This is a genomic window from Salmonella sp. NW722, from assembly GCF_051702785.1.
Lineage (GTDB): Bacteria > Pseudomonadota > Gammaproteobacteria > Enterobacterales > Enterobacteriaceae > Salmonella > Salmonella enterica.
On sequence record NZ_JAMMIN010000001.1, the window covers coordinates 275235 to 297256 of the forward strand.

The 22022-nt window shown below is 52.1% G+C and carries 22 protein-coding genes; 13 read left to right on the forward strand and 9 right to left on the reverse strand.

Going from position 1 to position 22022, the window contains the following annotated elements:
* Window positions 1–33 precede the first annotated feature (33 nt).
* Window positions 34–129: a protein MgtS gene (gene mgtS, locus NA330_RS01310; protein WP_000901531.1), complete on the forward strand. Its 96-nt coding sequence runs from the start codon at window positions 34–36 to the stop codon at window positions 127–129.
* A 346-nt stretch (window positions 130–475) separates the two neighbouring features.
* On the opposite strand, the gene NA330_RS01315 is transcribed toward mgtS, so the two are convergent.
* The gene (locus NA330_RS01315) at window positions 476–868 is read right to left on the reverse strand and encodes a YdeI family stress tolerance OB fold protein (protein ID WP_000776351.1); all 393 of its coding nucleotides are present in this window, start codon (window positions 866–868) and stop codon (window positions 476–478) included.
* A 426-nt stretch (window positions 869–1294) separates the two neighbouring features.
* Between NA330_RS01315 and NA330_RS01320 the strand changes: the two genes are divergently transcribed.
* Entirely contained in the window at window positions 1295–1822 is a 528-nt protein-coding gene (locus NA330_RS01320) for a 2-oxo-tetronate isomerase (RefSeq protein WP_001235357.1), read from the forward strand.
* Window positions 1823–1941: 119 nt separating this feature from the next.
* Here the strand turns inward: NA330_RS01320 and NA330_RS01325 are convergent, their stop codons facing one another.
* Window positions 1942–2124: a general stress protein gene (locus NA330_RS01325; protein WP_000807642.1), complete on the reverse strand. Its 183-nt coding sequence runs from the start codon at window positions 2122–2124 to the stop codon at window positions 1942–1944.
* Window positions 2125–2468: 344 nt separating this feature from the next.
* On the reverse strand, window positions 2469–4511 hold the full coding sequence (dcp, locus tag NA330_RS01330; RefSeq protein WP_023241913.1) for a peptidyl-dipeptidase Dcp: 2043 nt from the start codon (window positions 4509–4511) through the stop codon (window positions 2469–2471).
* 138 nt (window positions 4512–4649) lie between these two features.
* On the opposite strand from dcp, the gene ydfG reads away from it, so the two are divergent.
* The 3 genes from ydfG (at window position 4650) to ydfZ (ending at window position 6596) form a co-directional block, all read left to right on the forward strand.
* The gene (gene ydfG / locus NA330_RS01335; RefSeq protein ID WP_000636564.1) at window positions 4650–5396 is read left to right on the forward strand and encodes a bifunctional NADP-dependent 3-hydroxy acid dehydrogenase/3-hydroxypropionate dehydrogenase YdfG; all 747 of its coding nucleotides are present in this window, start codon (window positions 4650–4652) and stop codon (window positions 5394–5396) included.
* A gap of 129 nt (window positions 5397–5525) precedes the next feature.
* On the forward strand, window positions 5526–6212 hold the full coding sequence (locus NA330_RS01340) for a GntR family transcriptional regulator (RefSeq protein WP_000215563.1): 687 nt from the start codon (window positions 5526–5528) through the stop codon (window positions 6210–6212).
* 180 nt (window positions 6213–6392) lie between these two features.
* Entirely contained in the window at window positions 6393–6596 is a 204-nt protein-coding gene (ydfZ, locus tag NA330_RS01345; RefSeq protein WP_000989267.1) for a putative selenium delivery protein YdfZ, read from the forward strand.
* Window positions 6597–6662: 66 nt separating this feature from the next.
* Here the strand turns inward: ydfZ and NA330_RS01350 are convergent, their stop codons facing one another.
* The 5 genes from NA330_RS01350 to NA330_RS01370 form a co-directional block, all read right to left on the reverse strand.
* Window positions 6663–8129 (reverse strand): mannitol dehydrogenase family protein, encoded by a 1467-nt coding sequence (locus NA330_RS01350; RefSeq protein ID WP_023241912.1) that lies wholly within the window; start codon window positions 8127–8129, stop codon window positions 6663–6665.
* A 143-nt stretch (window positions 8130–8272) separates the two neighbouring features.
* Entirely contained in the window at window positions 8273–9652 is a 1380-nt protein-coding gene (locus tag NA330_RS01355; protein WP_000192118.1) for an MFS transporter, read from the reverse strand.
* Between the two features lie 53 nt (window positions 9653–9705).
* Window positions 9706–10725 (reverse strand): Zn-dependent oxidoreductase, encoded by a 1020-nt coding sequence (locus tag NA330_RS01360; RefSeq protein WP_000836495.1) that lies wholly within the window; start codon window positions 10723–10725, stop codon window positions 9706–9708.
* Window positions 10726–10735: 10 nt separating this feature from the next.
* Window positions 10736–11950 carry a starvation-sensing protein RspA gene (gene rspA, locus NA330_RS01365; protein ID WP_023241911.1) on the reverse strand — a complete coding sequence of 405 codons (1215 nt, stop codon included), beginning with the start codon at window positions 11948–11950 and terminating at the stop codon, window positions 10736–10738.
* A gap of 121 nt (window positions 11951–12071) precedes the next feature.
* Window positions 12072–12398, reverse strand: coding sequence for a YnfA family protein (locus NA330_RS01370; RefSeq protein ID WP_000921382.1), 327 nt, complete (start codon window positions 12396–12398; stop codon window positions 12072–12074).
* A 152-nt stretch (window positions 12399–12550) separates the two neighbouring features.
* On the opposite strand from NA330_RS01370, the gene NA330_RS01375 reads away from it, so the two are divergent.
* Together NA330_RS01375 and speG are read left to right on the forward strand one after the other, a co-directional pair.
* Window positions 12551–12892: a DUF1283 family protein gene (locus NA330_RS01375; RefSeq protein ID WP_001066440.1), complete on the forward strand. Its 342-nt coding sequence runs from the start codon at window positions 12551–12553 to the stop codon at window positions 12890–12892.
* 35 nt (window positions 12893–12927) lie between these two features.
* Entirely contained in the window at window positions 12928–13488 is a 561-nt protein-coding gene (speG, locus tag NA330_RS01380) for a spermidine N1-acetyltransferase (RefSeq protein ID WP_000199997.1), read from the forward strand.
* Between the two features lie 40 nt (window positions 13489–13528).
* On the opposite strand, the gene NA330_RS01385 is transcribed toward speG, so the two are convergent.
* Window positions 13529–14239 (reverse strand): YnfC family lipoprotein, encoded by a 711-nt coding sequence (locus NA330_RS01385; RefSeq protein ID WP_000743122.1) that lies wholly within the window; start codon window positions 14237–14239, stop codon window positions 13529–13531.
* A gap of 103 nt (window positions 14240–14342) precedes the next feature.
* Here NA330_RS01385 and NA330_RS01390 point away from each other — a divergent pair, with 103 nt between their 5' ends.
* The 6 genes from NA330_RS01390 (at window position 14343) to dmsD (ending at window position 21924) form a co-directional block, all read left to right on the forward strand.
* On the forward strand, window positions 14343–14651 hold the full coding sequence (locus tag NA330_RS01390; protein ID WP_000975516.1) for a DUF1161 domain-containing protein: 309 nt from the start codon (window positions 14343–14345) through the stop codon (window positions 14649–14651).
* Between the two features lie 156 nt (window positions 14652–14807).
* On the forward strand, window positions 14808–17246 hold the full coding sequence (ynfE, locus tag NA330_RS01395) for a selenate/tellurate reductase subunit YnfE (protein WP_023241910.1): 2439 nt from the start codon (window positions 14808–14810) through the stop codon (window positions 17244–17246).
* A 98-nt stretch (window positions 17247–17344) separates the two neighbouring features.
* Window positions 17345–19780, forward strand: coding sequence for a selenate/tellurate reductase subunit YnfF (gene ynfF / locus NA330_RS01400; protein WP_023241909.1), 2436 nt, complete (start codon window positions 17345–17347; stop codon window positions 19778–19780).
* 10 nt (window positions 19781–19790) lie between these two features.
* Window positions 19791–20408: a dimethylsulfoxide reductase iron-sulfur subunit DmsB gene (gene dmsB / locus NA330_RS01405; protein WP_052894862.1), complete on the forward strand. Its 618-nt coding sequence runs from the start codon at window positions 19791–19793 to the stop codon at window positions 20406–20408.
* A gap of 1 nt (window position 20409) precedes the next feature.
* Window positions 20410–21267: a dimethyl sulfoxide reductase anchor subunit family protein gene (locus NA330_RS01410; protein ID WP_023241774.1), complete on the forward strand. Its 858-nt coding sequence runs from the start codon at window positions 20410–20412 to the stop codon at window positions 21265–21267.
* A 42-nt stretch (window positions 21268–21309) separates the two neighbouring features.
* Window positions 21310–21924, forward strand: coding sequence for a Tat proofreading chaperone DmsD (gene dmsD, locus NA330_RS01415; RefSeq protein WP_000206573.1), 615 nt, complete (start codon window positions 21310–21312; stop codon window positions 21922–21924).
* Window positions 21925–22022 lie beyond the last annotated feature (98 nt).

Below are 22022 nucleotides of genomic sequence, written 5' to 3' on the forward strand. Positions count from 1 at the left end.
AAGAGGATGCACGCTAAAATAAGGAGAAACGAGATGTTAGGCAGTATTAACCTTTTTATCGTTGTATTAGGAATTATTTTATTTTCCGGATTTCTGGCCGCCTGGTTCAGTCACAAATGGGATGATTAATGAACGGAGATAATCCCTCGCAGAGCCGGCCCCTTGCTGCATCGTTGCGCAAGGGGCCGCTTTTGTCTGGATGGCAGGCAAAAAAAACCGCCGGTTCACCAGCGGTAAATGCTTGCATGGATAGATTTGTGTTTTGCTTATACGCTACCGGGCAAATTCTTGCGAGGATAACGGATCGCTAACGACTGTAGCACCGTCAATATCAATGAAGCTTAAACGATACGCAACCAGACCTGAATAAGACATTATGGGACCTTTTGTCCGCCAGGCGCTTTTACAAGACCCATGGTATCAGGCCAGCCGCGTGCCCCGTATGGCTGACCTGGAGATTGCCGGTTAGCGCGCGTTATTTTTGCAATCGGTTCACGCGAACAAGCGGTTCCTTCGCTTTCTTGTCCAGACTACCGTTAATGTTGATCATTTGATCCGGCTGAACTTCCCGCCCATCAAATACGGCAGAAGGAATTATCACGTTAATCTCGCCGGATTTATCACGAAATACATAGCGATCGTCGCCTTTATGATCAATAAGGTTGCCGCGCAGCGAAACGGTCGCGCCATCATGCAGGGTTTTTGCCTGTTCGATGGTCATTTTTTCTGCATCATCCGTACCGCGATAACCATCCTCAATAGCATGAGGCGGCGGCGGTGCCACGTCTTTTTTTAATCCCCCCTGATCTTCCGCTAGCGCGTAAGGCATTATCAGAAAACTTAAAAATGCAGCCACCTGTAGTTTCATGCTCTCTCCTTAATAACGTCTATTTGACGTATTAAGTCTGGCCGCTATTTTTAGTTTTTACAAACATGAATTTACCCGCAGAATATTAAGCAATAAAATCAACCCATCCGGATTAATATGCAACCGATATCAGCGCCGGTGAGCGCGAAAGCGTAACGGCGTAATAGTTAACTTGCCACATAGCTGAAGTCATATGCATCAACGTTTTGATAGCAATTCAGAATAATCGGCTTTATTTTTTGAGGATAATGACCTTACGCATAATCAATGACAGTCATCGCCGCAGGAAAGTAAGCAAGTTATGCACCAGCGGGTTTGTTGGTAACTGGATAAAATAATCATTCACAGACAATGTCATAAAATAAATATGCCATACTTGAGAAGAACGAACAGATTTCTTTTGTCTCTATAACGGAAAAATAAACGATGAGATTAGAACAGCACGATATTGTCACCCTTGATGAAGCCGAATCCGTCGATAGCCTGACAAAAAAACTTGGTGATTTACTGGTTAACCAGAAACTCCGTCTGACCACTGCAGAATCCTGCACTGGCGGGAAACTGGCTTCAGCATTGTGCGCAGCAGAAGATACGCCCTCATTTTACGGTGTGGGTTATGTCACCTTTACTGATGAAGCCAAAGCAAAAATCTTACGCGTACAACGCCACAGTCTTGCCGAACATACCGCCGTCAGCGAAGCGGTCGTTACTGAAATGGCACAGGGCGCTAAGGATCAGGCTGAGGTCAATATCAGCATAGCGATCAGCGGCTATGGCGGTCCGGAAGGCGGCGAAGATGGCACGCCGGCGGGCACCGTTTGGTTTGCCTGGAATATTAACAATACAACTTTTACAAGCCGACAACATTTCAACGGAGATTGTCAGGAAGTATTGGAAAAATGCGTACGCTTCGCCCTCGCTGAATTGCTTTTTCTGTTAACGAAGAAAGCATAAAAAATAATTTCATCTGACCGGTCAGAATAACTCCCGGTCAGAATAAAAAAATGCGAGCCTATGGCCCGCATCGTATGCGCAATATTTCAGAATATATTTACGAAATATCAGCAGTAAAATTAATTGCCGGATTTCCGTCCGCCACTGTGGCTATTCTGGCCACCTTTTTTACCCGCTTCAGATGCACGCTGTGGGTCGTTTTTAAAGTTCCCACCGCTATGCTGGCCGCCTTTACGACCTGCTTCTGAGGCTTTCTCTTTATCTTCTGCAAAATTACCGGAACCGCCGCGATGTTCTGCCATAATATAATCCTCATGATGATGTTGCGTTTTAAATATGATATGTCTTCTCATATCATGTGATACAGTTCTAAATCTAGTCGCCCTGTGCGCAGTGTCAAATTCATTTCTGCATTATTTACATAACGCCGATACATGGCGGAAAATATATTTTTTGAAAACATCAACAGCGAAGCGGTAATAAATCTTTGGCAATCAAGCCACCACGGGAAAATAAGTAGAAAAATCCGAATGCACGCCCTTGTTATATTCAGACAATTTAACCCCATAAATTTAACTGGCTGTCATCAGAAGTGCAGGATTCATTTTCAGGCGGTTGTTCGACAGTGCCGAACAACCGTATCAGCTTAGCGATCGAGCCCACGATATTGCAACATGGGGTCAATATGCGGTTCATGTCCACGCCAGGCTGAATAAAGCGTTTCTAAATCAGTACTATTCCCCCGGGAAAGGATAGCATCACGAAAACGCTGCCCGTTTTCACGCGTCAGGCCGCCCTGCTCTACAAACCATTGATAACCGTCATCCGCTAACATTTGCGTCCACAGGTAGGCGTAGTATCCCGCTGCGTAGCCGCCGCCGAAGATATGGGCAAAATAACTGCTGCGATAGCGGGGCGGCACTGCCGGTAAATCAAGATGCTCGGCGGCCAGCGCCTGCTGCTCGAACTCAGCGACAGACTGCTCTGCTACGCTCTCCTCCAGCATATGCCAGCGCATATCCAGCAATGCGGCGCCGAGCAATTCAGTCATATCGTAACCTTTATTAAATAAACTCGCCTTGCGCATTTTTTCCTGTAAATCAGCGGGCATTTTTTCACCGCTGTCGACATGACGCGCGTAGCGTTCGAACACGCGTGGATGGCTCGCCCAATGCTCATTAATCTGGGAGGGAAACTCGACAAAGTCGCGGGGCGTATTGGTACCTGAAAGCGTGGCATAGCGCTGAACGGCAAACAAACCATGTAACGTATGACCAAACTCATGGAAGAGCGTAATAACGTCGTCCCAAAGCAGTAATGCAGGCTGCCCATCAACCGGTTTCTGATAGTTACATACATTGTATATAACGGGCCGGGTTTCATTGAGTGTGGATTGCTCGACAAAATTCCCCATCCACGCGCCGCCGCTTTTCGAGTCCCGCGCGAAGAAGTCGCCATAAAATAACGCCATGCCGACACCATCGGAATCGAAAATCTCCCACACCCGAACATCAGGGTGATACACCGGAATGTCAAAACGCTCGACGAAGGTGATGCCGAATAGCTGGTTGGCGGTCCAGAAAACCCCCTCTTGCAACACCGTATTTAAGGCAAAATAGGGCTTCAGTTGCGCTTCATCTAACGCATATTTTTCCCGCCGTACCTGTTCGGCATAGAACATCCAGTCCCAGGCCTGAACGGTGTAGCCGCCCTGCTCACCATCAATGACGTTCTGAATTTCCGCCTGTTCATTGAGTACACGCTGACGCGCTGGCGGCACAATGCCACGCATAAAGCTCAGTGCGGCTTGCGGCGTTTTCGCCATCTGATCGGCCATTTTCCATGCGGCATAATTGGGGAAACCCAGCAGTTTTGCCTGACAGCGACGAATCTCTACCAGACGCTGAACGATAGCGCGGGTATCGTGGGTATCTCCTTTTTCCGCCCGAGTCCATGACGCTGCGAATAAATTTTCGCGGGTCTGGCGATCGCGCAGCGTAGCAAGCGCAGGCTGTTGCGTCGTATTAAGGAGCGGAATGAACCAGCGCTCCTCCAGGCCTTTTTCACGCGCCGCTTCGGCAGCGACGGCCATTTCTTCCGGGCTTAATCCTGCCAGGCAATGCGCGTCATCTACCGCCAGCCCGCCCGCTTTACTTGCCGCCAGCAGACGCTGATTAAACTGACTCATTAAGGTCGCGGATTCAGTATTCAATACTTTCAGTCGCGCTTTATCCTCTTCGGCAAGCTGCGCGCCTGCCAACACAAAACGCTGATGGATCACATCGACCAACCGTAGCGACTCATCATCCAGCCCCAGTGAGTGACGCTGTTGCCAGACGGCATCCACGCGAGCGAATAACGCGCTATTCAGATAAATATCGTTGGAGAGCGCCGCCAGCTCGGCAGAAAAGGCCTCATCCAACCGCTGGAGTTCATCGTTAGTGTGCGCAGCCGTCATCGCGAAAAAAACGCTGGTGACGCGTGACAGAAGCGCCCCGCTTTGCTCCAGCGCCAGAAGCGTATTCGTAAAGTCAGGGGCCGCCGGATGATTGACGATGGCCTCGATTTCCACGCGTTTTTGCCGCACGCCCTCATCAAAAGCAGGACGATAATGGCAATCTTTGATCCGATCAAAACGCGGTGCCTGATAAGGCAACATACTCTGGTCTAACAAAGGATTCGTCGACATTTTTCACTCCTGAAAATAGGTTGATCATAAGAGTAAGCTTCCCCCTATGCTGACCGCAACCGTGTTAACCAGGATTACCCTTTCATAAACGCCGCGTGCTATGGTAATACAACACAAAAAGCGTTGAGGAACTGTGTGATGATCGTTTTAGTAACTGGAGCAACCGCAGGGTTTGGCGAGTGCATTGCACGCCGTTTTGTTGAGAATGGACATAAAGTCATTGCCACGGGACGTCGTCATGAACGCCTGCAAGCGTTAAAAGATGAGCTTGGCGAGAACGTATTGACCGCCCAACTGGACGTGCGCAACCGCGCGGCCATCGAAGAGATGATGGCCTCTCTGCCTGCGCAGTGGCGCGATATTGATGTGCTGGTCAATAACGCCGGTCTGGCGCTGGGTCTTGAACCGGCGCATAAAGCCAGCGTAGAAGACTGGGAAACTATGATCGATACTAATAATAAAGGCTTAATTTATATGACCCGCGCCGTGCTGCCAGGAATGGTCGAACGTAATCGCGGTCATATCATTAACATCGGTTCAACCGCCGGCAGTTGGCCTTATGCTGGTGGCAACGTCTATGGCGCGACGAAAGCCTTTGTGCGCCAGTTTAGCCTGAATTTGCGCACGGATTTACACGGCACGGCGGTTCGCGTGACCGACATTGAACCGGGTCTGGTTGGCGGTACCGAGTTTTCCAGCGTCCGTTTCAAAGGCGACGATGAGAAAGCGGGTAAAACCTACGAAAATACCACCGCGCTCACGCCAGAAGACATTACCGAAGCGGTATGGTGGGTGGCCACACTCCCCGCGCATGTGAATATTAATACCGTTGAAATGATGCCTGTTACCCAATCTTTCGCAGGGCTCAGCGTCCACCGTAGCTAAGAGGTTATACCCGGTCTGCGGGCCGGGTAATCCCTGGCAAACGTATCTGCAACCAGAAACATGATCGGTATAGACCGCCACGGAAAAGTGGTAGAGTATCCGGGTCAACCGCCTAAAAAGTAAGAATGAATGACCGTCGAAACGCAGCTTAACCCTACACAGCCTGTCAACCAGCAAATTTACCGTATTCTTCGGCGTGATATCGTGCATTGTCTTATCCCGCCTGGCACGCCGCTATCAGAAAAAGAGGTCTCAACCCGTTTTAACGTTTCGCGTCAACCGGTGCGCGAGGCTTTTATAAAGCTGGCGGAAAATGGGTTGATTCAGATCCGCCCTCAGCGCGGTAGTTATGTGAATAAGATTTCGCTTTCTCAGGTACAGAATGGCTGTTTTGTACGGCAGGCGATCGAATGCGCGGTGGTCCGCCGTGCTGCGGCGATGATCACCGACAACCAGTGCTATCAACTGGCGCAAAACCTGCACCTCCAACATATTGCCATCGAGCGCAAACAGATTGATGATTTTTTCCAGCTTGATGACGATTTCCACCAAAAGCTGGCGCAGATCGCCGATTGCCAGTTAGCGTGGGATACCATTGAAAATATCAAAGCGACAATTGACCGGGTTCGCTATATGAGTCTGGATCATGTTTCTCCGCCGGAGATGTTGTTGCGCCAGCACCATGATATTTTCTCCGCGCTGGAAAATCGTGACGGCAATGCGGTTGAGAGCGCAATGACCCAGCATTTGCAGGAAATTAGCGAATCCGTTCAGCTTATCCGTCAGGAAAACAGCGGCTGGTTTAGCGAAGAGTAACTCCCTTTAACGTCGGGGTGAGACGCCTTCTCCGCTTTCTCACCCTGCACATTCCCGCCTAAAAAGCCGTGAGCTTGATCAAAAACAAAAAAAATTCGCAACGATAAGCGTATTTATATGTCGCCCGTCATGCGGGGAAACCTGCGGGCTTTGGCTGTAAGTTTGAAAGGAGAAAACACCATGATGACATACGATCGTAACCGTAACGCAATCACTACCGGTAGCCGGGTCATGATAAGCGGCACGGGTCATACCGGGATTATCAAAGCCATTGAGAGCGAAGGTCTGGATGCAGGTCAAATTCGCCGCGGCAAAACGGTGATTGTCGAAGGTTGTGAAGGTAAATTCGCGCCGGTCGAACTGATTCGTCTTGGCATGAACTGATACCACTGGCCGCTAAGAACCGCTCCGGCCTTCCCGGTAGCATAATGCTACCGGGTCTCTGTTACGCTATTTCAACCGCTCGGCATATTTCGCCACGCTCGCTTTCGCGCCATATGTCAGTAAACTGTCATAGGCTTCTTGCACTTTTTGCGTAAACCGCGCCGCCTGCGGCAAATCTTTGCCGAAAATTTCAGCCATTCCCAGCAGCGCCTTAACACGACTGGCGCCTTCTTCACTGTTTGCCACGGCGCGCTGAATAACCGGTAATAGCGGATCGCTGACGTCGATGGCCTTGCCCTGCTCATCCACGCCGCCAACGTAACGCATCCACCCCGCTACGCCCAGCGCCAGCAAATCAAAATCGCTATGATTAGCAAGATGCCAGCGAACGGAGTCCAGCATACGCTGCGGAAGTTTCTGGCTGCCATCCATCGCAATCTGCCAGGTACGATGACGCAGCGCCGGATTACGGTAACGCGCAATCAACTGATCGGCATAACGCTGTAAATCTACCCCCTGGACTTTCAGCGTGGGCGCCTGCTCGCGTAACATTAACGCCTGCGCGGTCAGACGATAGTTGTCGTCAGCCATGCAGTCATTAATATGCTGATAGCCGGCAAGATACCCCAGATAAGCCAGGAAAGAATGACTGCCGTTAAGCATTCGCAGTTTCATCTCTTCAAACGGAACCACGTCGGCGACCAACGTCGCGCCCGCGTTTTCCCACTGCGGACGACCCGCCACAAACGTATCTTCTATCACCCACTGACGAAACGGCTCACAGGCGACACCCGCCGGATCGCGCACGCCGGTCAGTTGTTCGATTTTATCCAGCGTCTCCGGCGTGACCGCAGGGACAATCCGATCAACCATGGTTGACGGAAATGTCACGTTTTGCTCGATCCATATCGCCAGTTCCGCATCCACCTCCCGGGCGTAAGCCGTCACAACCTGACGCGTCACATGCCCATTTTCCGGCATGTTATCGCAGGACATCACGGTAAATGCCGATAAGCCTGCGGCTTTACGACGCGCTAACGCTTCGACAATAATACCCGGTGCCGTTAGCGGTTGATGCGGATTTTGCAGGTCGGCGGCAATCATGGGATGTTCCAGCAGAAGTTGGCCCGTGGCTGGCGAATGACAATACCCTTTCTCGGTAATGGTCAGAGACACAATCGCTATTTGCGGTTCGCACATCGCCGCCAGCACACGTTCCAGACCATCAACCTGAACATGCAACGCCGCTTTGACGACGCCCACCACACGCGCCGTCCAGGCATCCGCCGACATCTCCGCCACGGTATAGAGGTTATCCTGCTGCTTTAGATCGGCAATCTGCTGTTCGCCGCCAATAAGATTAACCTCATAATAGCCCCAGTCGCTATGCTGCTCCGCAGCCAGAATATCTGTATAAACCCCCTGATGCGCGCGATGAAACGCGCCAAAACCGAGATGGACCATCCGCGCCGCCAGCGCCGCGCGATCGTAATCAGGAAGCGTCGCCTTTGCCGATAAAAGCCTGTTTTGCATTTTATAACCTCTATATTCTGAAAGCGGAACAGTCGCAGAGTAACGCCTGCCCTGGTGCATTTGGATTTACGCTAATTAAACAAAAGTGACCGGACAGCATGGCCGAAACCGCATTAGCGTTCCGGCCATACCGCCAACACGATTTAACTCGTCTGAGTTGCGGAGTGGCGTAACTTCTCTGCCGCTGTCGCTTCCGCCGCATCCTCAGGCAAGCTCAGATCGCGATCTCTGACCTCCGGCATCAACAGCGCAGAAATCAGACCAATACACGAGTAGAGCACCAGCATAATTAAGATTGGCAGCCAGGAATCGGTCATGTTACAAAAGATCCCTGCGAGGACGGGGCCAAAACCGACCGCCACCAGCCCCCCTGCCTCTTTTGAAATCGCCATCCGGGTGAAGCGATTACGCGATCCGAAAATTTCCGCCATGGTGATGTTTTCCAGCGCAAATAATCCCAGCACGGCAAAGTTATGAATAACAATGAGCGCCGCCATAATTACGCCAGGGCTATACGTTTTATCTACCACAATAGACAGCATCGGCCAGGCGAGAATAATCGCGGAGATATTCAATATTATATACGGCAGCCGACGACCGTATTTATCGGACAACCACCCCAAGAGTGGGATAGTGATAAAACCAATTACGGAACTTATCATTAACGCATCGGTTGGGATAGATTTGTTAAATAATAACGTCTGAACTAAATATCCGGCAAGGAAGGTTTGAATAAGCCCAGAATTCCCCGCCTGCCCAAAACGTAAACCGGTGGCCAGCCAGAAAGATTTGCTGGTAAACATCGCGCCCAATGTATTTTCTGACGCAGGCGTTAACGCTGGCGATTTTTCGCCTTCGCTTACTTTTTCGAATACCGGACTTTCTTTCAAATTCATTCGCAGCCAGATCGCGAATATCATGACAACGACGCTCGCCAGGAAAGGAATACGCCATCCCCAGGCGATCAGTTGTTCGCGTTCAAGCGCAAAGAACATCACCGCCCAGATCGCCGTCGCGCTCAACGTACCGCAGTTGGTGCCCATCGCGACCAGCGAGGAAATGATGCCACGCTTTCCTTTCGGCGCATACTCGGCCAGCATGGTACCCGCGCCGGAAATTTCCGCCCCGGCGCCCAGCCCCTGTATAATTCGCAATGTCACCAGTAATACTGGCGCAAAAATGCCGATTTGCGCATACGTCGGCAGTACGCCAATCAGCGTGGTGCAGATCCCCATCATGGTGATAGTAATAAACAATACTTTTTTTCGTCCGATGCGGTCGCCCATTTTACCAAAAACAAAGGCGCCGATAATTCTGGCTATATAACCTGCACCATAGGTGCCCATTGCCAGAATAAGCGCCATCGCGGCAGACTGTTCCGGGAAAAATATCTCATGGAAGACCAGAGCCGCGCCTAGTGAATATAACTGAAAATCCATAAATTCAAGCGCGGTGCCTAACCAGCCAGATACGGCAGCGCGCACTAAATCCTGAGTCGATCGTTCATGCTTTATTTGTGTCATATAGGCAATCTCTAAGAGGTAAGATGCGTACCACTTACTCGCAATTATTTATATTATTTCGCAAAAGTGAGTAAAACTTTGCAGCATTGACGCTGGTCTTTTTCAAATAATTCAATCGCGTCAGTGACATGTTGATAATCAAATGTATGCGTTATCAGCTTATCCGGATCAATAAGCCCTTTACTCAGCCAGTCAATCACGACCGGGAATTTATTGGCATTAAGACGCGATGAATAAATAGCCAGCTCTTTTCCGGTAATACCCTGCTGTACAATCTCACACGGGTCGCTGGAAAATCCCATCAGGACAATGCGTGCCGCAGGCGATGCAAGGGTAATCGCCTCTTGCAGGATAGCGGGATGACAGGCGGCATCGACAATCAAGGTCGGTTTTAGTGCCTTCTGCTGTAGAAATTCCGCCAGTGAATGTTGACCATTATTGAGGGTCCAGTCAGCGCCGCTCTGCTTCGCCATTGCTAAACGCTCTTCAATGCGATCAACGACTATGACCGTTTTAACCTGATAAACCCCCTTCAGCGCCTGTACGGTCGTCAGTCCCATCGGGCCTGCGCCATAGATAAGCGCCACGTCCTGCTCGGTCGGATTCACCTGCCCCGTCACATTTGCCGCAATGGTAAACGGCTCAACCATGACGGCATGATGATCTGCGATGTTGTCCGGTATGCGATGAGCATTACGGGCCGGCGCCACCGCATACTCGCTGAAACCGCCGTCACGATGCACGCCCAGCACCACCAGCGAGGTACACACATTGGGTTTACCGACTGAACAAGGGTAACAATGCCCGCAACTGATCACCGGATCGACGGATACCCGTTCTCCTATCCGGTCGCGATTGACGTTGTCGCCTACCGCGTCGATGACACCGAAAAATTCATGGCCTATGACACGGGGATATTTTGCAAAGGGATTATGTCCCCGATAAATATGACTGTCGGAACCGCAGATACCCGCCAGTTTCACTTTAATACGAACTTCACCCGGCGCAGGCTGCGGAAGCGCGCGCGTTTCGATAGTTAATGTATTCGGTTTTTCGATTACGATGCTTTTCATTTTTCGCTCCTTACCAGTTCCACAGTGTGCCGTCTTCCAGGCGGGCCACCGGCAAATAGGCTGGATCGTACGGATATTTCGCCGCCAGTTTTTCATCGAACTCAATGCCCAGTCCTGGCTTGTCGCCCGGATGCATATAGCCGCCCTCGAACGTCCAGTTATGCGGGAAAACCTCCAGCATCTGTTCGGAGTAGCCCATATACTCCTGTACGCCAAAGTTAGGCACCCACAGGTCGAAATGTAATGCCGCGGCCATACAAATCGGCGACAGATCGGACGGCCCATGCGAACCGGTACGCACCTGGTAGAGCGAGGCAAAATCGGCAATGCGGCGCATCCCGGTAATACCACCGGCATGGGTAAGCGTGGTGCGGATATAGTCAATCAATTGCTCTTCAATGAGCTGTTTGCAATCCCAGATACTGTTAAAGACTTCGCCTACCGCAATCGGCGTGACCGTATGCTGGCGGATGAGGCGGAAGCACGCCTGATTTTCAGCCGGCGTCGGGTCTTCCATCCAGAACAAACGATAGTCTTCAATACTTTTGCCAAAGCGGGCAGCCTCAATAGGCGTCAGTCGGTGATGCATATCGTGCAGAAGATGTTCATTAAACCCGAACGTATTACGCACGGCGTCAAACAGCTTTGGCGTAAAATCGAGATACTTTTCCGTTGACCACAATTGTTCTTCCGGCCACTGGCCTTTTGTCGCGGGCTCATAGGCCAGCCCCTTGCCTTTCGCCATGCCGTAGGTGGTTTTCATCCCCGGAACGCCGCACTGCACGCGGATTGCTTTGAACCCTTGCTCTTTATGACGCGCGTAGTCTTCCAGCACATCGTCGATGGTGTGGCCTGTGGTATGGCAATACACCATGACGCCTTCACGCGAAGCGCCGCCGAGTAACTGATACAACGGCATATTGGCGGCTTTGGCTTTAATATCCCATAGCGCCATATCAACCGCGGAAATGGCGGACATGGTGACAGGGCCACGGCGCCAGTACGCGCCTTTGTAGAAGAACTGCCAGATATCTTCGATGCGGCGAGCATCCCGCCCGATGAGCTGTGGGCACAGGTGATCGGTAAGGTACGAGGCCACCGGGAGCTCGCGTCCGTTCAGGGTGGCATCCCCCAGACCGGTGATCCCGTCTTCCGTGGTTATCTTTAAGGTGACGAAGTTACGCCCTGGACACGTAACAAAAACTTCAGCCCCTACAATCTTCATTTTTATTCCTTACATCGCATTATGGGATGCAGGAAATTTACCCAACTGAGCTACTACCATACAAGCATATTGATGTAAAAAGCGCTGCCAGATCACAAAATGTTCTGGTCGCGCGGCAATGTTACGTACGTCCCCATCCGACGACGATAATCAGCATTCCACACAGCGCGATCAGCGCGCCGCACCAGTCATAAACCGTGAGCCGGACGCCATCGACAACACGTAACCACAGGAGCGCAGTACAGACATATACCCCACCGTAAGCCGCATAAACCCGCCCACTCGCCGCCGGATGCAAGGTCAAAAGCCAGACGAATAACGCGAGTGACGCGGCAGCAGGCAGAAGCCACCACACGCTGGCGCCGCGCTTAATCCATAGCCAGGGAAGAAAACATCCAATGATTTCACAGAGGGCGGTGACAAAGAAAAGCAGAGTCGTCTTTAGCATGAGATTCATTTGGTTACGAAATGATAAGTGATAATACAACAGAATATCGTTACGGTTATCCGGCCATTCTTGTGTATATGCCAGGCATAAGGATTGGTGTAGAATTTACAGGTGGTTTACCGCTTTTTCCCCTCTAATGAAAGGATGTTGTGATGAACAATACGCTGAGCAAACGCCTGTGCCTGACGGCAATGCTTACGTTGGCGGCCGTTGTATATACTACTTCCGCATTCGCTGAAACCAGTAAACTGGTGATTGAATCGGGAGATAGCGCACAAAGTCGTCAGGAAGCGGCGATGGAAAAGGAACAATGGAACGACACTCGCAGTCTGCGTCAGAAAGTGAATACCCGCGCAGAAAAAGAGTGGGACAAAGCCGATGCCGCCTTTGATAACCGCGATAAATGCGAGCAAAGCGCCAACATCAACGCCTATTGGGAACCCAATACGCTGCGGTGTCTGGATCGTCGTACAGGTCGCGTTATTACGCCCTGATGCAGGATAACTAAAAGGAAGTGTAAGGATACAGTATGACAAGTGACTACAAGGTCAGACTGCGCCCGCTTGAGCGTGAAGATTTACGATTTGTCCACCAGCTTGATAATAATGCCAGCGTTATGCGTTACTGGTTTGAGGAGCCGTATGAGGCTTTTGTCGAACTGTCGGATCTCTACGACAAACACATCCACGACCAAAGCGAACGGCGCTTTGTCGTCGAATGCGATGGTGAAAACGCCGGGCTGGTAGAACTGGTGGAAATTAACCATGTGCATCGGCGGGCGGAATTTCAGATTATTATTTCGCCGGAGTACCAGGGAAAAGGCCTGGCGTCACGCGCGGCCAAACTGGCGATGGATTACGGATTTACCGTACTCAATCTCTATAAATTGTATTTGATCGTCGATAAAGAGAATGAAAAAGCGATTCACATCTACCGTAAACTCGGCTTTAGAGTAGAAGGCGAGCTGATTCATGAGTTCTTCATTAACGGCGAATACCGTAACACCATCCGCATGTGTATCTTCCAGCAGCAGTATCTGGATGAACATAAAACGTCCGGTTCTACGCTCCTGAAACCCACCGCGCAGTAAACGCGGCGCGGTAGTCACGGAGAATCGCACCGCGCCCGGTTTAGTAGTAATCGATACGATTTTTAATGGTGTAATGGTGGGACACTGCCGGCTTAACGCTCTCATCGACGATAACAAGCCGGCAGTCAACAGGGTTCGCGTACGCATCATATTCGCAGCTCTGTGTGACGTTGCCGACCTGTCGATCATCCACCCGGCTGACTGCCGTGTAATCCAGCTTTTTACGCGGGTCCGCGGAGGGTTTTGCCGTCACAGAGAGCGTATTCTGCGAGTTTATGGTTGTCTTACCTAGCGGATAACCTTCGCTATCATAGCGATACTCGACTTTCATCTCTTTGCCCGTCGCCGATACCACAAAACCGTTGTCGTCCGTTTCCCAGGTCACGCCCGCCGAAGGCAACGCCGCCAGCTGGCACTTCCCCTGTAACTGCACCTTTTTTTCCAGCGTCTGAGCATCCCGGTAATAATTGGCATCCAGCACGAGCGCCAGCCCCGTATTATTCTCCAGATCGTGTAACTCAAGCGTATCAAAGCAGCCTTCCTGTGAAAGCGTACCGGTGACCTGCTTCGCCACTTCGCCATTCTCACTCATCAATGTCTGGCTGAAATCCTTTACCGGACCACGTAATGGATCAAAATCAAATTCGTTCGAAAAACTGGCCATTTCCGGCGTAAAAGACTCAAGGGATTTCGGGTTATCACAACCTGCCAGTATCATGCACAATAACGTCAGTAAAAGGGGTTTCTTCACACGTGTCACCAGGATGAAAAGATATTTATCATCATATTAGCAAATACAGTTATTTACACGAAAAATGCTAAGCTTAGAACATCGTCATTAATCACAGGAGTTCATGATGAAAATCGCAACTGCAATAGCCGCTCTGGCGTTAGTTAGCGCCCCCTCGCTGGTGATGGCGGCACCGGGATCGTGCGAGAGAGTAAAAAGCGATATCGAACAACGTATCATCAATAACGGCGTGCCGGCGGATAATTTTACGCTCACTATCGTTCCTAACGACCAGGCCGATCAGCCGGACTCACAGGTGGTGGGGCATTGCGCGAACGATACGCATAAAATTCTTTATACCCGCACCAGCAGCGGCAATGCGCCAGCCAATACCTCTCCCGCTCAGGACGGTTCATCCGCCGAACCGCAATAACCTCCTCCTGCCCTCCGGGTCCGGAGGGTAACGCTCTTTGACATGGATTAATAATCCTTACTCCCAAAGGGGTAAACTCATTACATCATTAGCATGTTAATAATTTCGTTATAGTTATCAATATATAGCGAAATAATAACGACAATGGAGTGAGTGATGCCCGGAGAAAAGCAACAAACAGGCTTTAGCCGCAGGACGTTAGTGAAATCAGCGGCGCTTGGCTCACTGGCGCTGGCTGCCGGAGGCGTATCTTTACCGTTTGGGATGCGTACCGCGGCCGCGGCGGTGCAGCAGGCCATGCGCAACGAAGAAGATAAAATCGTCTGGGGCGCCTGTTCGGTCAACTGCGGCAGTCGCTGCGCTCTGCGTCTGCATGTAAAAGATAATGAAGTCTGGTGGGTTGAAACTGATAACACTGGCGACGATGTCTACGGCAATCATCAGGTTCGCGCCTGTCTGCGGGGCCGTTCAATCCGTCGGCGCATTAACCATCCGGATCGCCTTAACTATCCCATGAAACGCGTTGGCCACCGCGGCGAAGGCAAATTTGAACGCATTAGCTGGCAGGAAGCGCTGGACACCATTAGCGCCAGCCTGAAAAAGACCGTAGAGACCTACGGCAATGAAGCCGTTTATATCCACTATTCATCCGGCATCGTAGGCGGCAACATAACCCGCTCGTCGCCTGCCGCCTCGCCGGTGAAGCGTTTGATGAACTGCTACGGCGGTTCGTTGAATCAATACGGCTCATACAGTACCGCGCAAATTTCTTGCGCCATGCCCTACACCTATGGCTCCAACGACGGCAACAGCACGTCTGATATCGAAAACAGTAAACTGGTGGTCATGTTCGGCAATAATCCGGCTGAAACACGCATGAGCGGCGGCGGCATTACCTGGTTTCTGGAGCAAGCGCGTGAACGCTCAAATGCGCGCATGATCGTGATAGATCCGCGCTATACCGATACCGCTGCCGGACGTGAAGACGAGTGGATACCGATTCGCCCCGGCACCGACGCCGCGCTGGTGGCGGGAATTGCCTGGGTATTGATTAACGAAAATCTCGTTGACCAGCCTTTTCTCGATAACTATTGCATCGGCTACGATGAAAAGACCCTTCCGGCTGACGCGCCCCCCAATGGCCATTATAAGGCTTATATTTTGGGCCAGGGCGAGGACGGTATCGCCAAAACGCCGCAGTGGGCATCGCATATTACCGGCATCCCCGCCGATCGGATTATCAAACTGGCGCGCGAGATAGGCAGCGTCAAGCCGGCCTACATCTGTCAGGGTTGGGGCCCGCAGCGTCAGGCGAACGGCGAACAAACCGCTCGCGCCATCGCCATGTTACCGATTCTGACCGGCAACGTCGGCATTCATGGCGGTAATAGCGGCGCACGCGAATCCACTTACACCATTACCATTGAACGTCTACCGGTCCTGGAGAATCCCGTTAAAACCGCCATCTCCTGCTTTAGCTGGACGGACGCCATTGCGCGCGGCCCGGAAATGACCGCCCTGCGCGACGGCGTACGCGGCAAAGATAAGCTGGATGTCCCGATCAAATTTCTATGGAACTACGCTGGCAACACCCTGATTAATCAGCATTCGGATATTAATAAAACCCATGAAATTCTTCAGGATGAAGCGAAATGCGAAATGATTGTGGTCATCGACAACTTTATGACCTCTTCCGCGAAGTACGCTGATATTTTACTGCCGGATCTCATGACCGTCGAACAGGAGGATATCATCCCCAATGATTACGCCGGCAATATGGGATATCTGATTTTTATCCAACCGGCGACGACGCCTAAGTTTGAACGCAAGCCCATCTACTGGGTACTCAGCGAAATCGCCAGACGCCTCGGCGACGATGTGTATCAGCGGTTTACCGAAGGCCGTACACAGGCGCAATGGCTGCAATATCTGTACGCCAAAATGCAGGCAAGAGATCCGGCATTGCCCGCGTATGACGAGCTAAAAAAAATGGGCATCTATAAACGCAAAGATCCCAACGGCCATTTTGTCGCCTATAAAAAATTTCGTGAAGATCCGCAGGCCAATCCGTTAAAAACGCCGTCCGGTAAAATCGAAATCTACTCGAGCCAACTCGCTCACATCGCCAGTACCTGGGAGCTGGCGGAAGGCGACGTGATAAGCCCACTGCCGATTTATACCCCTACTTTTGAAGGATGGGACGATCCGAAACGGAGCACCTTCCCGCTACAGCTGTTTGGCTTTCACTATAAATCCCGTACCCATTCAAGCTACGGCAATATTGATGTTCTGCAGGCCGCCTGTCGCCAGGAGGTGTGGATAAATCCGCTCGATGCGCAAAAACGCGGTATCGCGAATGGCGATAGGGTTCGCGTCTTTAACGATCGTGGAGAGGTGCGTCTACCCGCCAAGGTCACGCCGCGTATTCTGCCGGGCGTCAGCGCGATGGGTCAGGGCGCATGGCATAATGCGGATATGGCTGGCGATAAAATTGACCACGGCGCCTGCATCAATACGCTCACGACGCTGCGTCCTTCCCCCCTGGCAAAAGGGAATCCTCAACATACAAATCTGGTGGAAATCGAAAAAATCTAAGCCGCCTGCTCCGGGACGTTTTTACGCGCCCGGCGCTCCCCGTTTTGCGAACACAACGACATTTAAAACTCTTTTTTGGATGAGCATAGTGAGCTGTTATGAAAATCACCAACCCTGAGGCATTAATGGCGGCCAGTATCAGCCGACGAAGCCTGGTGAAAACCTCCGCTATCGGTAGCCTTGCGCTTGCCAGTAGCGCTTTCACCCTTCCGTTCTCCCGCATCGCCCACGCCGCAGCAGACCTCGCATCTGGCAATGTGGCAGAAAAAGCGGTCTGGAGTTCATGTACCGTTAACTGCGGCAGCCGCTGCCTGCTGCGCCTGCACGTAAAAGATGACACCGTATATTGGGTTGAATCAGATACCACGGGCAACGATGAATATGGCAACCATCAGGTACGCGCCTGCCTGCGCGGTCGTTCTATTCGTCGCCGGATGAATCATCCCGATCGCCTGAAATATCCGATGAAACGCGTTGGTAAACGAGGAGAAGGCAAATTCGAACGTATCAGTTGGGATGAAGCGTTGGATACCATCGGCGATAACCTGAAACGTATCCTCAAGGATTACGGCAACGAAGCGGTACATGTCCTTTACGGTACCGGCGTGGACGGCGGCAATATTACCAATTCTAACGTACCGTATCGCCTGATGAACGCCTGCGGCGGCTATCTCAGCCGTTACGGTAGCTACAGCACCGCCCAAATCAGCGCGGCCATGAGCTATATGTTCGGCGGCAACGACGGCAACAGTCCGGATGATATCGCCAATACAAAACTGGTGGTGATGTTTGGCAATAACCCCGCGGAAACACGTATGAGCGGCGGCGGCGTGACATACTATGTCGAACAGGCGCGCGAACGCTCCAACGCCCGGATGATCGTCATTGACCCGCGTTATAACGACACTGCCGCCGGCCGCGAAGACGAGTGGCTGCCGATTCGCCCGGGTACCGATGGCGCGCTGGCGGCGGCAATCGCCTGGGTGCTGATTACCGAAGATCTTATTGATAAACCGTTTTTGGATAAATACTGCATCGGCTACGACGAAACCACTCTGCCCGCCTCGGCCCCGCGTAACGCGCACTATAAAGCCTATATTTTGGGTCAGGGCGAAGACGGTATTGCTAAAACGCCGCAATGGGCCGCGCAGATTACCAGTATTCCGGCGGAAAAAATCATTCAACTGGCGCGGGAAATCGGCTCGGCGAAACCGGCTTACATTTGCCAGGGCTGGGGACCGCAACGCCACTCTAACGGGGAGCAGACCGCACGCGCAATCGCCATGCTGTCTGTACTCACCGGTAACGTCGGCATAAATGGCGGTAATTCCGGCGTGCGCGAAGGCACCTGGGATCTGGGCGTCGAATGGTTTTCTATGCTGGAGAACCCGGTAAAAACCCAGATTTCGGTCTTTACCTGGACCGACGCTATCGATCATGGTGCGGAAATGACCGCCACACGCGACGGCGTGCGGGGAAAAGACAAGCTCGACGTGCCGATCAAATTTTTGTGGTGCTACGCCAGTAATACGCTGATCAATCAGCATGGCGATATCGCCCACACCCACGAGGTGCTTCAGGACGACAGTAAATGTGAAATGATCGTCGGCATCGAGCACTTTATGACCGCATCGGCAAAATATTGCGACATTCTGCTGCCTGATTTAATGCCGACCGAGCAGGAAGATCTGATTTCCCACGAATCCGCAGGCAATATGGGCTATGTCATTCTTGGTCAGCCCGCCACCTCGCCGAAATTTGAAAGAAAGCCCATTTACTGGACGCTCAGTGAAGTGGCTAAACGGCTTGGTCCGGACGTATACCAGACCTTCACAGAAGGCCGCACGCAGCATGAGTGGGTCAAATACCTGCACGCAAAAACCAAAGCGCGTAACCCGGAAATGCCGGATTACGAAGAGATGAAACAAACAGGGATTTTCAAGAAAAAATGCCCGGAGGAGCACTACGTCGCTTTCCGCGCCTTCCGCGAAGACCCTGCCGCCAACCCACTGAAAACGCCGTCCGGTAAAATCGAAATCTATTCCGAGCGTCTGGCAACCCTCGCCGACACATGGGAGCTGAAGAAAGATGAGATTATCCATCCTTTACCCGCCTATACGCCAGGCTTTGACGGTTGGGACGATCCGCTTCGTCAGCGCTACCCGCTACAGCTAACCGGCTTCCACTATAAAGCGCGTACCCACTCCAGCTACGGCAATATCGACGTCCTGCAACAGGCGTGTCCGCAGGAGATCTGGATCAACCCGATTGATGCGCAAGCGCGCGGCATTCAGCACGGCGACACCGTGCGGGTCTTTAACCAGAATGGAGAGATGCTCATTCCGGCAAAAGTCACGCCGCGCATATTGCCTGGCGTCACCGCTATCGGCCAGGGCGCCTGGTTAAATGCCGACATGTTTGGCGACAAAATCGATCGCGGCGGCTCCATTAACATTCTGACGTCGCACCGGCCTTCCCCACTGGCGAAAGGTAATCCGTCACACAGTAATCTTGTTCAGGTTGAAAAGGCGTAAGGAGTAACCGATGACAACCCAGTATGGATTTTTTATTGATTCCAGTCGTTGCACCGGTTGCAAAACCTGCGAACTGGCCTGCAAGGACTACAAAGATCTCACTCCCGACGTCAGTTTCCGGCGGATATATGAATACGCAGGTGGCGACTGGCAGGAAGATAACGGCGTCTGGCACCAGAACGTCTTTGCCTATTATCTCTCCATCTCCTGTAACCACTGCGAAGACCCGGCCTGTAGCAAAGTCTGCCCGAGCGGCGCGATGCACAAGCGCGATGACGGTTTTGTGGTGGTGAACGAAGAGGTCTGTATCGGCTGCCGCTACTGCCACATGGCCTGCCCGTACGGCGCGCCGCAGTACAACGCGGCCAAAGGTCATATGACCAAGTGCGACGGCTGTTATGACCGGGTGGCGGAAGGCAAGAAACCGATCTGCGTCGAATCCTGTCCGCTGCGGGCGCTGGATTTCGGCCCGATAGACGAACTGCGCAAAAAACACGGTGAGCTGGCTGCCGTCGCGCCGCTGCCGCGCGCGCATTTCACGAAGCCGAATATTGTGATTAAACCCAACGCCAACAGCCGCCCGACCGGGGACACTACCGGTTATCTGGCCAATCCGAAGGAGGTATAAGATGGGAAGTGGATGGCATGAATGGCCGTTGATGATCTTCACGGTCTTTGGTCAGTGCGTGGTCGGCGCGTTAATCGTTAGCGGACTGGGCTGGCTGACGGCAAAAGACGATACCATCGCCCGTCAGCGCATCGTGCGCAGCATGTTTTTTCTGTGGCTGGTGATGGGACTGGGATTCCTCGCGTCGATTATGCATCTCGGCTCGCCGATGCGCGCGTTTAACTCGCTTAACCGCGTAGGCGCTTCCGCACTGAGTAATGAAATCGCCGCAGGATCGGTGTTCTTTGCCGTAGGCGGCATCTGGTGGCTGGTGGCGGTACTCGGTAAGATGCCCCCGGTGCTGGGTAAAGTGTGGCTGCTGATCAGTATGGCGCTCGGCGTTGCATTCATCTGGGCAATGACGCTCGTTTATCAGATAGATACCGTGCCAACCTGGTATAATGGCTACACCACGCTGGCCTTTTTCCTCACGGCATTCCTGTGCGGCCCGGTGTTTGCGGCGTTACTGCTACGCATCGCGCGCGTCCCATTTTGCAGCGTGACGTTTGCCAGTATTAGCGGCCTGGCATTGGTGGTGTGCGTGACGGCCATCGTACTACAAGGACTGTCTCTCTCAACCATTCACAGTTCCGTGCAACAGGCCAGCCATCTCGCACCGGATTACGGTATGCTACAGGTCTGGCGCATTGTCTTGCTTGCTGCCGGATTAGGCTGCTGGCTATGTCCGCTAATCCGTCGCCGCGAACCGCATACCGTTGGTTTGCTGCTCGGTGTCGTGCTGGCGCTGGCAGGCGAAATTATTGGCCGCGGACTTTTTTATGGCCTGCATATGACCGTAGGTATGGCCGTCGCAGGTTAATTTATGCGTGCGGGGCGACCCGCACCTTTCGGGATTGTTTGAATGACCACTTTTTTACAACGTGATGATTTTTCAGTAACGGCGCGTGTTCTTGGCGCGTTGTTTTATTATTCGCCGGAAAGCCACGAAACCGCTCCTCTGGTTCAGGCGCTATTAACCGACGACTGGCAGGCGCAGTGGCCGCTTGATGCCGAGGCGCTTGCGCCTGTGGCGGCTATGTTTAAGACCCACAGCGAAGAGTCGTTGCCACAGGCCTGGCAGCGTCTGTTTATCGGCCCTTACGCTCTGCCGTCTCCGCCGTGGGGTTCCGTCTGGCTGGATCGTGAGAGCGTATTATTTGGCGATTCTACGCTGGCGCTACGTCAGTGGATGCGCGAAAACGGGATTCAGTTTGAAATGCAGCAAAACGAGCCAGAAGATCATTTTGGGTCGCTGTTGCTGCTGGCGGCCTGGCTTGCCGAGAATGGCCGTCATCATGAATGCGAACAACTCCTGGCCTGGCATCTGTTTCCGTGGTCGTCCCGCTTTCTGGACGTATTTATCGATCATGCCGGGCATCCGTTTTATCAGGCGTTGGGGCAACTGGCGCGTCTGACGCTGGCGCAATGGCAAGCTCAACTCATTATTCCCGTCGCTGTAAAACCGTTATTCCGTTAATCCCCACAAAAGGCAGGATTTTACCTGCCTTTTCTCCCATTGCGGCCTATTTTTATCTACAAAAAGTGACAACGTCACACTACGTTTCTGTTTTTAAG

What these genes read in the sequence shown, in the direction of transcription:
- dcp (WP_023241913.1), bottom strand. Translation starts at nt 4,511, where the DNA reads ATGTCGACGAATCCTTTGTTAGACCAGAGTATGTTGCCTTATCAGGCA.
- NA330_RS01325 (WP_000807642.1), bottom strand. Translation starts at nt 2,124, where the DNA reads ATGGCAGAACATCGCGGCGGTTCCGGTAATTTTGCAGAAGATAAAGAG.
- NA330_RS01355 (WP_000192118.1), bottom strand. Translation starts at nt 9,652, where the DNA reads ATGACACAAATAAAGCATGAACGATCGACTCAGGATTTAGTGCGCGCT.
- speG (WP_000199997.1), top strand. Translation starts at nt 12,928, where the DNA reads ATGACAAGTGACTACAAGGTCAGACTGCGCCCGCTTGAGCGTGAAGAT.
- dmsB (WP_052894862.1), top strand. Translation starts at nt 19,791, where the DNA reads ATGACAACCCAGTATGGATTTTTTATTGATTCCAGTCGTTGCACCGGT.
- ynfE (WP_023241910.1), top strand. Translation starts at nt 14,808, where the DNA reads ATGCCCGGAGAAAAGCAACAAACAGGCTTTAGCCGCAGGACGTTAGTG.
- NA330_RS01320 (WP_001235357.1), top strand. Translation starts at nt 1,295, where the DNA reads ATGAGATTAGAACAGCACGATATTGTCACCCTTGATGAAGCCGAATCC.
- rspA (WP_023241911.1), bottom strand. Translation starts at nt 11,950, where the DNA reads ATGAAGATTGTAGGGGCTGAAGTTTTTGTTACGTGTCCAGGGCGTAAC.
- NA330_RS01350 (WP_023241912.1), bottom strand. Translation starts at nt 8,129, where the DNA reads ATGCAAAACAGGCTTTTATCGGCAAAGGCGACGCTTCCTGATTACGAT.
- NA330_RS01375 (WP_001066440.1), top strand. Translation starts at nt 12,551, where the DNA reads ATGAACAATACGCTGAGCAAACGCCTGTGCCTGACGGCAATGCTTACG.
- NA330_RS01340 (WP_000215563.1), top strand. Translation starts at nt 5,526, where the DNA reads ATGACCGTCGAAACGCAGCTTAACCCTACACAGCCTGTCAACCAGCAA.
- ydfG (WP_000636564.1), top strand. Translation starts at nt 4,650, where the DNA reads ATGATCGTTTTAGTAACTGGAGCAACCGCAGGGTTTGGCGAGTGCATT.
- NA330_RS01370 (WP_000921382.1), bottom strand. Translation starts at nt 12,398, where the DNA reads ATGCTAAAGACGACTCTGCTTTTCTTTGTCACCGCCCTCTGTGAAATC.
- mgtS (WP_000901531.1), top strand. Translation starts at nt 34, where the DNA reads ATGTTAGGCAGTATTAACCTTTTTATCGTTGTATTAGGAATTATTTTA.
- ydfZ (WP_000989267.1), top strand. Translation starts at nt 6,393, where the DNA reads ATGATGACATACGATCGTAACCGTAACGCAATCACTACCGGTAGCCGG.
- dmsD (WP_000206573.1), top strand. Translation starts at nt 21,310, where the DNA reads ATGACCACTTTTTTACAACGTGATGATTTTTCAGTAACGGCGCGTGTT.
- NA330_RS01315 (WP_000776351.1), bottom strand. Translation starts at nt 868, where the DNA reads ATGAAACTACAGGTGGCTGCATTTTTAAGTTTTCTGATAATGCCTTAC.
- ynfF (WP_023241909.1), top strand. Translation starts at nt 17,345, where the DNA reads ATGAAAATCACCAACCCTGAGGCATTAATGGCGGCCAGTATCAGCCGA.
- NA330_RS01410 (WP_023241774.1), top strand. Translation starts at nt 20,410, where the DNA reads ATGGGAAGTGGATGGCATGAATGGCCGTTGATGATCTTCACGGTCTTT.
- NA330_RS01360 (WP_000836495.1), bottom strand. Translation starts at nt 10,725, where the DNA reads ATGAAAAGCATCGTAATCGAAAAACCGAATACATTAACTATCGAAACG.
- NA330_RS01390 (WP_000975516.1), top strand. Translation starts at nt 14,343, where the DNA reads ATGATGAAAATCGCAACTGCAATAGCCGCTCTGGCGTTAGTTAGCGCC.